General features: G+C 71.0%; 7 protein-coding genes and 1 pseudogene. 6 read left to right on the top strand and 2 right to left on the bottom strand.

Annotated features, from left to right (window positions below):
- Positions 1–421, top strand: a pseudogene (locus tag AC56KW_RS15510) (dihydroxy-acid dehydratase); the annotation flags it as partial.
- Positions 422–569: 148 nt separating this feature from the next.
- On the opposite strand, the gene AC56KW_RS15505 reads toward AC56KW_RS15510, so the two are convergent.
- Both AC56KW_RS15505 and AC56KW_RS15500 read right to left on the bottom strand, forming a co-directional pair.
- Entirely contained in the window at positions 570–4,331 is a 3,762-nt protein-coding gene (locus AC56KW_RS15505; protein WP_497171568.1) for an AAA family ATPase, read from the bottom strand.
- The gene (locus AC56KW_RS15500) at positions 4,328–5,599 is read right to left on the bottom strand and encodes an exonuclease SbcCD subunit D C-terminal domain-containing protein (protein WP_497171567.1); all 1,272 of its coding nucleotides are present in this window, start codon (positions 5,597–5,599) and stop codon (positions 4,328–4,330) included. The genes AC56KW_RS15505 and AC56KW_RS15500 overlap by 4 nt, the downstream gene beginning before the upstream one ends.
- A gap of 130 nt (positions 5,600–5,729) precedes the next feature.
- Here AC56KW_RS15500 and AC56KW_RS15495 point away from each other — a divergent pair, with 130 nt between their 5' ends.
- The 5 genes from AC56KW_RS15495 to crcB all read left to right on the top strand — a co-directional run bounded on the left by AC56KW_RS15495 (position 5,730) and on the right by crcB (position 11,315).
- On the top strand, positions 5,730–6,962 hold the full coding sequence (locus AC56KW_RS15495; protein ID WP_497171566.1) for a winged helix-turn-helix domain-containing protein: 1,233 nt from the start codon (positions 5,730–5,732) through the stop codon (positions 6,960–6,962).
- Positions 6,963–7,161: 199 nt separating this feature from the next.
- The gene (locus AC56KW_RS15490) at positions 7,162–7,734 is read left to right on the top strand and encodes a hypothetical protein (RefSeq protein ID WP_497171565.1); all 573 of its coding nucleotides are present in this window, start codon (positions 7,162–7,164) and stop codon (positions 7,732–7,734) included.
- Between the two features lie 79 nt (positions 7,735–7,813).
- A complete protein-coding gene (locus AC56KW_RS15485; RefSeq protein ID WP_497171564.1) occupies positions 7,814–10,480 on the top strand; it encodes a DUF349 domain-containing protein in 2,667 nt (888 codons plus the stop codon).
- On the top strand, positions 10,477–10,935 hold the full coding sequence (locus AC56KW_RS15480) for a molybdenum cofactor biosynthesis protein MoaE (protein ID WP_497171563.1): 459 nt from the start codon (positions 10,477–10,479) through the stop codon (positions 10,933–10,935). Before AC56KW_RS15485 ends, AC56KW_RS15480 begins: the two co-directional genes overlap by 4 nt.
- Before the next feature lie 5 nt (positions 10,936–10,940).
- Positions 10,941–11,315, top strand: coding sequence for a fluoride efflux transporter CrcB (gene crcB, locus AC56KW_RS15475; protein ID WP_497171574.1), 375 nt, complete (start codon positions 10,941–10,943; stop codon positions 11,313–11,315).
- The last annotated feature ends 86 nt before the right edge of the window (positions 11,316–11,401 follow it).

The following is an 11,401-nucleotide window of genomic DNA, read 5'->3' as shown; positions in this document are numbered from 1 at the left end:
CGCCGGTCCGGTCGGTTGGCCGGGGTCGGCCGAGGTGGTCAATATGCAGCCGCCCGACCACCTGATCAAGCAGGGCATCAACAACCTGCCGACGCTGGGCGACGGCCGCCAGTCGGGAACGTCGGACAGTCCGTCGATCCTGAACGCCTCGCCCGAGAGCGCGGCCGGCGGCAACCTGGCCTTGCTGCGCACGGGCGACGTGATTCGCGTGGACCTGAATCACGGCCGCTGCGATGTGAAGCTGTCGGATGAAGAGCTGGCGGCCCGCAAGCAGGAGACGCCGCCGGCGATTCCCGCCAGCCAGACGCCGTGGCAGGAGATTTATCGGGCCACGGTCGGCCAATTGCACCGTGGCGCCTGCATGGAACTGGCCTTGCCTTACCGTGGCGTGGCGCACGACATGCCGCGTCACAATCACTAAAGCCGGCGACGCAGCGTCGGTCGTCAGTCCAAAAACCGTCGGTCCCGCGCAGGCGGGAACCCAAGCTTGCACGCGTCGTCACGACGCCGGCAGTACTTGGTTCCCCGCCTTCGCGGGGGCGACGGCCCTGACGCCGAAGACCAGGGTCTTATTCCACCACCACCGCGCTGCTTCCTCCACCCGCAGGCCGCACCAGGACCTTGGTCGCAATCCGTTCTGTCATCTCCTGGACGTGCGAGATCACGCCCACCTTGCGCCCCATTGACTGCAGAGCGTCGAGCGCATCCATCGCCACCCCCAGCGTCTCGCTATCGAGGCTGCCGAATCCCTCGTCGATGAACAGCGACTCGACCCGCACCCGGTTCGACGACAGCGAGGCCAGGCCCAGCGCCAGCGCCAGCGACACCAGGAAGGACTCGCCGCCCGACAGCGAATTCACCGAGCGCACCTCGCCGCCCATGTCCTGGTCGCGCACCATCAGCGCCAGCGACGGCATGCCCTGGTAGCTGACCCGCTCCAGGCGGTAGCGCCGCGCGAGCTGCTTCAGGTGCGCGTTGGCATAGCCGAGCAGCACGTCCAGCGTGAACTGCTGGGCATAATTACGGAACTTCTTGCCGTCGCTGGAGCCAATCAGCTCCGACAGCTTGCCCCAGCGCTGCTCAAGGGCCTGCTGGCGCTCGATCTCGGCCAGGCTGGATTCGGCGTGGCGGCGCCGCTCGTCGTCCTGCATCGCGCGCAGGCGCAGCGCGGTCGCGGCTTCGATCGCAGCCTGGCGCTCGACGACCAGCGCGTCGAAGCTGGCTTTCACGGCCTCGACCGGCTGGCCATCCGGCGGGCTTGACGCCACATGCGCCGCGCGCTGGACGCGCCGCTCGTTCAGGATGGCGGTGGCGTTGCCGACCTGGGTCTCGATGGCGTTCAGGGCGCCGCGCTCCTGCGCCAGCCAGGCGGCGCCGACCTGCAGCAGGCGCGCCAGTTCGTCGGTGTTGCCGATTTCGTCCAGCTCATCGTCCAGCCCCCCGGCCTGGCGGCGGTAGTCTTCCAGCCAGTCGGCCAGCGCTGCGCTCGCGCTGGCGCCGGCCTGGTCGAGTTCGAGAATGCGTTCGGACAGCTGGGCCAGCGCGGTGCGGGCCCGGGTCTCGGCCTGGGCCGCCTCGTTGGCGGCCTGCTGGCGCGCCGCTACCTGCTCGCGCGCGCCACTCACGGCAACGCTCAGTTCGCGTTCGACCTCGGCTGCCGCGCGGCCCTGCCACAAGGTCGCGCGCGTTGCGCGTTTCGCGGCCAAGTCGCCGTCGATGCGCTCGAACTCGGCCGCCAGCCGGGCGCCCGTCGCGTCGATCTCGGCGATGCGCGCCTGGGCCGCTCCGGCCTCGACTTCCAGGGTCGCGATCGCGGCGGCGGTGCGGGCCTGGACCTCGGTCTGCTCGCGCCATTGGGCGGCTTGCGTCGCGCACGCCTGGCTCCAGCCGGCAGGGTCGCGACGCCATGCCGCCTGCCAGCCGTCGCCGTGGGCGGCGGCCATGGCGGGATCGAGTTCGGCCAGCAGGGCGTCCAGTTGCGCGCCCGTCGCCTGTTGGCCGGCGTCCAGGGCTTTCAATTCGTTCTGCAAGCGGGCGGCGGCTTCGCGCTCGGTATCCGCATTCTGGCGCAGCCTGGCCAGCACCAACTGGGCACCGTCGACTTCACGCTGGGCCGCGTCGCGCACATTGGCGGCAGCGCGCCATGCCTGTTCGCGCTGCGCCAGCGCATCGAGGGCATCGCGCAAGACGCCGCGTTGCGCGCCGAACCAGTCGCTGCGTTCCTGTTCGCCCGGCGCCTCGGCGGCCAGTGGGTCGGCACCCCAGGCCTCGGCCAGGCCGGCGATGCGCAGATCGATCGCCGTGCGGTCTTGCGAAAGCGCGGCCAACCGCTCCCGGGCGGCGGCGAGGGCGGCGCCCTGGGTCGCCTGCAGCGCGCCGTTCTCGCGCACCCGCAGGCGGCAGCCGTCGACTTCGGCCCGCAGGCCCGTCAACATCGCCTTCGGCGTCGCATCCTGGTGGGCGTATGGATGGTCGAGGGCGCCGCACACGGGGCAGGGATCGTCGTCCACCAGGTTGGCGCGCAGTTGCTCCACATTGGCGGCGCAGGCCAGTTCGGCGGCGCTCAGCGAGCGCTCGGCCTGCGCCATCGCCGCCTCCAGCACCGGCGCGGCGACGCGCGCCTCTTGCAGGGCGCGTTCGGCGCTGGCGGCGCCGGCCGCGGCGCGCTCGGATTCGCGCGCCACGCCGGCCAGCATCTCGCGCGCCGCCGCCAGGTCGAGCCAGGTGCGCTCGGCTGTCGCCAGCCGTTCGCGGCGACCCTCGAGTTGCTGGCGTTCGGCGCCGATCGCCTCGGCGTCGAACTGTTCTAGCGCCGTCATCGCCGTGCGCCGGTTCGCTTCCAGGGCGTCGAGGCGTTCGATGGTCCGGGCCAGCGCGCCCGTCGCCTGGGCCTCTCGCCCAAGCGCCTGGTCGGCCGCCGTGCGGGTCGCGATCAGCGCCGTTGCGCCGGCGGCGAGCGCGGCCTGCGCCTGGTCGGCCTGGCGCAGCAGGCGTTCCCATTGCTGCCAGCCGGTGGCCACGGCTTCGTGCCGGGACTGGGCCGCCAGCCATGTGGCGGCGGCGTCGCGCAGGCCGCGTACGCGCGCCAGCTCGTCGGACTTGGCCTGGTGCTGGACGCGTGCCTCGCGGGCCTGCTGGCGCACCGCTTCCAGCGCGCTTTTGGCCTGGGCATGGCCGGGAGCGAGCGTGTCGAGCGCCGCATCCAGCGCCTTGGCCTGGTCCAGTTGTGGGGTGGCGGCGCGCAGCTGCTCATCCACGGCGTCGAGGCGCGCGATGGCGGCATCGACTTCGCCGCTGCTGGTGCGGCGCAATTCGAGCGCCGCCGCCAGTTCGGCTTCCAGCTTGGCCACCGAGGACTGGGCCTGGCGCCGCTCGGTTTCCAGGCGCTGGACCTCGACCGCCAGCGGGCGGGCCGGTTGCACCGCTTCCAGCGTGGCCAGGCGCTGGCGGCGTTCCTGCGCTTCCAGGCGTTGTGCATTGGCGGCGGCCAGCGCTTCCTCGGCCTGGGTTTCGCTGCGCTGGAGCTTGTCGAGCTCGTGGTGCCAGCGCAGCTGCTGTTCCAGCAAAGCGTGGCGGCTGTCGAGCGCCTCGCGCGCCGCATCGGCTGCGGAGCGCTCGGTGTCGAGTTGAGCGCGTTCCTCGGGCGCGAGCGGCGCCGCGTTCTCGAGCTTCGCCTGCAGCACCTGGGTGCGCTGCTGTTCGAGCTTGTAGCGCTCGAAGGCGCGGCGCGAGATCTCGCTGTAGATCGTGGAGCCGGTCAGTGTTTCGAGCAGCTCGCCGCGTTCGTTTTCGTCGGACCTGAGGAAGGCCGAGAACTCGTTCTGCGCCAGCAGCACCGCGCGCGTGAACTGGTCGAACGAGAGCCCGACGCGCGCGATGATTTCGGCCGCGGCTTCGGTATTGGTGCCTCCCAGCGGGGCCAGTTCGGGCAGGCGGTGCAGGGTGATCCTGACCGGCTGCAGCGTGCCGCCAGGCTTGTTGCGCGAGCGGCGCACGGCCCAGCGCGCGCGGTAGCGGCCATCGTCGCTGCCGACGAAATCGACTTCGGCCCAGCCCTCGGCCGCGCCGCGGCGCAGCAGGGTACGGGGGTCCTGTGCCGTCACGGTATCGTCGCCGACGTCCGGCAAGCGGGTGCCGGAACGCTTCAGCAGGCGCGGCGTGTCGCCGTACAGCGCCAGGCACAGGGCGTCGAGCAGGGTGCTCTTGCCGGCCCCGGTCGGGCCGCTGATGGCGAACAGGCCGCTCGACGCCAGCGGTTCGGATTCGAAGTCGACCTCGAATTCGCCGGCCAGCGAAGCGAGGTTCTTGCCTTTGATATTCAGGATCTTCATCGGGCGGCGCCTTCCACCGCGTGGAACAGTTCGGCGAACGAATCGATCTGTTCGGGCGGCGCCTCGTCGCCATATTTCTGGCGCCACAGGCGGCGGAAGATGTCGTCCGGCTGCAGGTGCGCCAGCTGGTCCAGGCTCAGGGCTTCGGATTCGTCGGCTGCGACGGTTACCTTGCGGGTCGGCTCGATCTTGGCCAGCCGCACCGGTTTGCCGGCCAGGGCCGTTTCGACGCGGTTGCGCAGGCCCGGTTCGGGGCCATCGAGCAGCACCCGCACTTCGAGATAGGGCCAGGCCTGAGGCGGCAGGTCGGCGTCCAGTTCGAGCGCATCCAGCGCCGCCAGCACTTCTTCCAGCGGCGCCGGCGCGGCCGGCACGCGCAGCAGCTGCACCGGGCGCGGCACAAACAGGGGCGTGACGGCGCCCGCCTTGCCGTCGTCGAGCTCGATGCGCAGCACCTGGTGCCGGTAGCCCACTTCGGAGAACGACAGCGGCAGCGGGCTGCCGCAATAGCGCACGTGTTCGAGGCCGCCGACGCGCTGGGCCAGGTGCAGGTGGCCCAGGGCCGCGTAGGCGATGCCGGCGTCGAACATGCTCACCGGCAGGGCTTCGCTGCCGCCGATCACGATGCGGCGCTCGGAGTCTTCGGACGGCTGGCTCTTGGCCATGTGGCAGTGGCCCATGGCGATGATGGCCTGGCCCGCCGCCGCGCGTTCGCGCGCCAGCGCATGGGCCTGGCGGTAGAGCAGGGTGGTGCCGTGCAGGTAGGGGTCGCGCGCGCCGTCGCCGGCCTGCTGGTCGCCTTCGGTGGCGCGCAGGCGCGGCAGGTCGCCCGGACGCAGGAAGGGCACGGCCAGGCACCAGGCCGCGGTATTGCCGTCGCGGTCGTGCAGCGGCACCAGCAGGCGCTCGAGATCGATCTCGCCATCCGCGCGCCGCAGGACGTTGCCGACCACGATCGTGCCATGGGCTTCGAGCAGCGGCGTCGGCGCTTCCAGCCGGCCCGGCGAATCGTGATTGCCGGCGATGACCACCACCTGCAGGTGCGGCGCGCGGGTGCGCGCCTGCTGCAGGAAACGGTACAACTGGCGCTGGGCGCTCGAGGAGGGATTGGCGGTGTCGAAGATGTCGCCCGCGATCAGGAGCACGTCGATGCGCTCCTCGAGCAGCGTGTCGGCCAGCCAGTCGAGGAAGCACTGGTGTTCGTAGGTCCGGTCGTGATTGTGCAGGGTCTGGCCGAGGTGCCAGTCGGAGGTGTGCAGCAGCCGCATGAGAGACTCGAGAAAAGTGAAACGACAGATCGGCGCCTACTATAGCGCAGCCGGCCGCTCATCGGCAGCACAATGCTGTGGCGCTGGCGCGTGGTTGACGCCATGTTGGCGAAACGTACAGAATGGCCGCATGAGCGAACTGACCTTGTCGATCGGCGCCGCGCGCACCCTGCACCTGGCGGCCCAGGGCCTGGCGGCGGCGCGCCGGCGCCGCGCCGGCAAGGCCGACGTGCTGGCCGCGATCCGGCGCATGCGCATGCTGCAGATCGATACCATCAGCGTGGTGGCGCGCAGTCCCTACCTGGTGCTGTGGAGCCGGCTGGGCGACTACGATCCCGCCTGGCTCGACGAACTGCTGGCCGAAGGCCATCTGTTCGAATACTGGGCCCACGAGGCATGCTTCTTGCCGATCGACGATTACGGCCTGTACCGCCACCGCATGCTCGACCCGGAAGCGATGGGCTGGAAGTATTCGGCGCGCTGGATGCGTGAACGGGCCGACGAGGTGGCGCGGCTGGTCGAGCATATCCGCGCCAATGGGCCGGTGCGGGCCGCCGACTTCGCGCGCCAGGACGGCAAGTCGGGCGGCTGGTGGGAATGGAAGCCCGAGAAGCGCTCGCTCGAGATCCTGTTTACTTCGGGCGCCCTGATGATCGCGCGCCGCCACAACTTCCAGCGCGTCTACGACCTGGCCGAGCGCGTGCACCCGGGCTGGGATGACGGCCGCATGCCGGCGCTCGACGCGGTACAGCGCGAATTCGCGCTGCGCACCGTGCACGCGCTGGGACTGGCGCGCGCGGCCTGGATCCCCGACTACCACCGCACGCGCCGGCCGCACGTCGATCCGGCGCGGCTGGCGGACGAGGGCCTGTTGGTGCCGGCCCGGGTCGAAGGCTGGCGCGACCCGGTCTACCTCCACCCCGAGCACCTCGCGCTGGCGCGCCAGGCCGCCGAAGGGACGCTGGCCGCCAGCCTCAGCACCTTGCTGTCGCCGTTCGATCCGGTGGTATGGGACCGGCGCCGCGCGCTCGAGCTGTTCGATTTCGATTACCGGCTCGAATGCTATACGCCGGCCCCCAGGCGCCGCTATGGCTATTTCAGCCTGCCGATCCTGCGCCGCGGCGCCCTGGTCGGCCGCATCGACGCCAAGGCGCACCGCAAGCTGGGCAGGTTCGAGCTGCGCAGCGTGGCGCTGGAACCCGGCGTGCGCCCGGGTGCGAGCCTCGCGCGCGACGTCGCCGGCGCCGTGTCGAGGTGCGCCCGCTGGCATGGCTGCCCGCGCGTCAGCGTGCTGCACAGCGACCCGCCGGCGTTCGCTAGCATGTTAGAGGGACATTTTGTGGAGGAAATTCATCCCGCCTGACACCGCTCGCATCGTGAAAACGGGTTTGATCAATGTCAAACCCGCCCACCTCCTTCTCTCTACACTACGAAGTTCTTGCCGGCCGGCGCCGTCACACCACCAATCGCCGGCCACCCCTTATATAAAGCATCCCCGGCCGCCCAGGCGTGGACCATCCACGGGCGCCAGAGGAGCGACGAGAACATCTAGAGGAGACACCATGCTGACATCAACCTATATGCTGGTCGCCTTGTCCGTCGAGCAGGCACGCGCGCGGATCGAGGTGCAGGCCTTGCTCGAGCGCTGGCGGCCCGGCGCATGGTGGGGCGAGCCGCCCGCCATGCGCCAGTACGAACAGGCGTGCGACGCCCTGCGCCAGGTCAGCGAATCCTGCCACTGGCGCAAGCTCGACAAGTTCATGATGCCGGCGCTGCGCCGCTGCGGCGAGGACGCCGCCAGGCTGGTGTCCGAGCTGGACGGGTTGAGCCGGCAGGCGCTCGATGCGCGCCAGGCAGCCCAGGCGGCGGCCGTCGAGGGCGATCCCGGCTGCCTGGCGGCGCTCGAACGCTGCTGCCAGCTGCTGCTCCAGCGCCTCGACCGCGAAGAGCGCGAGCTGCTGCCGCTGGCGCGCAGCATGATCCCCGGTGAAACCTGGTTCGCCATCGCCAACCAGATGCTCGCGCACGACGCCCACCAGAACGAGAATCGGGGTCCGGGCCCGGGCGTGGCGCGGGGACTGCCGCCAGCAGAGCTTTCCTCAAGGCAAAACCTTGCATTGCCACTCGTAAACTAGCGCGTGCCGGCGGGCCGGACATGCGGATCGATACCGTGGTTCTTTGCTATGATGGGAGTTTTGGAAGTGCGATTTCACCATGTTCGAATTCCTATTCAAGCGGCAGGGCGGGAAATCGGCCGCGTCCGGCGACAAGCCGGCGGCCAAGCCTGCCCCGGCGAAGGCCTCCGCCGCAGCGGCAGGCGGCGCCAAGCCTGGTTCGGGCAAGTCGGGCAACGCGGCGTCCGGCGCAGCGCCTGGGCATGACGCCCGCGCGGCGCTTGCCGACGCCCGCGCACGCCAGGCCGAGCGCCTCAAGCGACTGGGCGCCGACGAAGCGGCCGCCGTCGACTTCATCCTCCAATCCGAATTCTCCGAGCTGCGCCTCGCCGCGGCCGAGCTGGTCCACGGGCGCGAACACCTCGAGCGTGTGCATACGGCGATGCGCAACGTCGACCGCCGTGTCGCCAAGCTGGTGCAGGGCAGGCTGGACGCGATCCGCCACCATGAATCCGAAGTCCGGCGCGGCCAGGAAGCGCTGGCGCTGGCCAGGACGCTGCTGAACGACACGCTGCTGACACCCAACCACGTCGCCGAGCTCGACCGCAAATGGTCGGTCATCCGCGCCCCGGAGCTGGCGCCAGAGTTCGATACCGTGCGCGCCGAACTCGGCCATCGCCTCGCATCGCAGGTGGCCTTGCAACGCGCCATGATCGACCGCCTGGCCGCGCTGCGCCAGCTCGAAGCGAGCGGCCTGGACGCGGCCGCGCTGGCCGCGCGCCTGGCCGCCTTGCAGCATGAGCAAGAAGCCGCCTTGGTCGATCCCGGCCACGCATCGTTGCCGCGCGCGCTGGTGGCGGAGTTCGCGACCGAGCATGCGCGCCTGACGGCCAGCCTGGCGACGATCGAGCAGGACCAGGCGGCGCTGTCGGCGCGCGAGGCGGCCCTGGCCGCCTGGGAAGCGCAGGCGCCGGCCGAACTCGGGCACGAGACGCTGCGCAAGGAATGGCAACGGCTGCCGGCCTTGCCGTCGAACGCCGCGGGCAGCGCCTTGCAGGCGCGCTTCGAGGCACTGCGCGCGACCCTGCCGCAAGAAGCGCCGAAATCCAAGTCGGCCCCGGCCGCGCCGGCCCGGGATGGGGCACAGGCCGGCGCCAGGCCGGCCGCGCGCGGCGCCGACCAGGCCTTCCTCGACAAGTTGGACGCCCTCGAAGGCGCCTTGCAGCAGGGCTCGCTCGGCACTGCCGCCGAGCTCGACAAGGCGCTGAAGGACGCCAAGGACAAGGGCGTGCGGCTCTCCGCGCCGCAGGCCGACCACCTGGCCCATCTGCGCGCCGAACTCAAGCGCCTGTCGGACTGGGCGCGCTGGGGCGGCAACGTCTCGCGCGAAGAACTCATCAAGACGGTGGAGTCGCTGCCGACCCAGGGCCTGGCGATGGCCGAGCTGGCCAAGAAGGTGGGCAGCATGCGCGAGCGCTGGAAAGCCCTGGACAGCCTGTCCGGCCCGGCGCCGCGCAGCCTGTGGGAGCGCTTCGACGCCGCCTGCAGCACGGCCTATGCGCCGGCCGCGGCCCATTTCCGCCAGCTGGCCGACGAACGCCACACCAACGCCGCGCGCGGCCAGGCCCTGGTCGAGGAAGCCCAGGCCGAAGTGGCGCGCCTGCAGTCCAACGAAGCCGACTGGAAGCATGTGTCGGGCACCGTGCAGCGCCTGCGCACTGCCTGGAGCCACCTGGGCGCGGTCGACCGCAAGGAAAAGAAGCGCCTCGACGCGCTGTTCTCGGACGCGCTGACCACCTTGCAGCGGCCGCTCGAACACCAGCGCAAGGTCGAGATCGCGGTGCGCGAACAGCTGATCGAAGAAGTGCATAAGCTCGATCCGCACGAGCGGCACGCGGTCGACCTGCTGCGCGAGCTGCAGGCGCGCTGGCAGGAACACGCGCGCGCGCTGCCGCTCGAGCGCAAGGCCGAGCAGGCGCTGTGGCAGCGCTTCCGCGGCGCCTGCGACGCGCTGTTCGCGGCGCGCAAGGAACACGCGCACGCGGCCGACAGCGAGCGCCGCGCCCACGAGACGGCCAAGGAAGCCGTGTGCGCACGTCTTGAAGCCGCCGCGCCGGACGCCACGCCCGCCAACGTCGGCAAGCTGCTGCGCGAGGCGGCCACCGAATGGCAGGCGATCGGCCCGGTGCCGCGTGCCCATGAGGCGCGCATCGACAAGCGCTATCACGCGGCGATCGCCAGGGTGCAGCACCACGCCGGCGCCGCGCGCCGCGCGCAGGATACCGCGCTGGCAGGGGCCGTGCGCGACAAGCTGCGCCTGGTGCAGGCGCTCGAGACGGCGCTGGCCAATCCGGACGCCCACACACGCGCCGCCGACTGGCGCGCGCGCTGGGACGCGCTGCTGCCGCTGGACGGGGGCTATGAGCCGATCCTGAAGGCGCGTTTCGACGCCGCGCTGGCTGTCCTCGAAGGGGCTGAAGGCGAGCGCGTCGCCTATGTCGGCCAGATGGAAGAGAACCGCGAGCGCTTGCTCAACGAGCTGCTGCGCCTGGAAATCGCGGCCGGCATCGACAGCGGCGCCGAGTTCGCGCGCGAGCGCCTGCGCCTGCAGGTCGAGGTGCTGCAAAGTTCCCTCAAGTCCGGGCAGAAGCCCGGGACGCACACGGCCGAACTGCGCGCGCTGCTGGCGCTGCCGGCCCTGCTCGACGTGCGCACCGAGACCCGCATCGAGCATCTGCTGCTGCGCCAGCCGAAGGAGCAGGCATGAACGAAGCGAGGGTGCAGACCGGGGATTTCGACCTCGGCGCCGAAGTGGCGCGCCTGCGCGCCGGTGACGCGCGCATCGGCGCGGTGGTGTCTTTCGTGGGCACCGTGCGCGACCTGAACGAGGGCGCCAAGGTGGCGGCGATGGAGCTCGAGCACTATCCGGGCATGACCGAGAAATCGCTGCAAGATATCGCGGTCCAGGCGTGCGCGCGCTGGCCCTTGTACGGCACGCTGGTCATCCACCGCGTGGGCCCCTTGCTGCCGCTGGACCAGATCGTGCTGGTGGCCTGCAGCGCCGCGCACCGGGGCGACGCCTTCGCGGCCTGCGAGTTCATCATGGACTACCTCAAGACCGACGCCCCGTTCTGGAAGAAAGAGCAGACGCCCGACGGCGCGCGTTGGGTCGATGCGCGCGTCACCGACGACGACGCGAAGGCGAAGTGGGCGGTCAAGTGACGCCGCTGAGCGTTGCCGCGGTCGGCCTGGGCGCCGCGCTCGGCGCCTGGCTGCGCTGGGGCTTCGGCCTGTGGCTCGGCAGCCTGCACGGCTTCGTGCAGGTCGGGACGCTGGCGGCCAACCTGCTTGGGGGCTTCCTGGTCGGCCTCGCGCTCGGCTTCTTCGCCGACCAGCCGCAGCTGGCGCCCGAGTGGCGCCTGTTCATCATCACCGGCTTTCTCGGCGGCTTGACGACCTTCTCCAGTTTCTCGGGTGAGGCGGTGACCTTGCTGCAGCGCGGAGAAGTCGGCTGGGCGCTGGCACATACGGCGCTGCACCTGGTCGGTTCGCTGCTCCTGTGCGCGGCAGGCTTCGCCACCTGGCGCGCCGTGCGTGGCTGAACCGGAGGCAGCCCGGTCGATCGCGGCCCAGCCGCTGTAAGTAGATGAGCTCGCCTCGCCACGATGCGGTCGTTGCGCATCTTGAA

The organism is Telluria sp. RT2P19 (assembly GCF_059685725.1).
The sequence above is the reverse complement of the archived record's forward strand: the minus strand, read 5'-3'. Positions and strand labels throughout refer to the sequence as shown.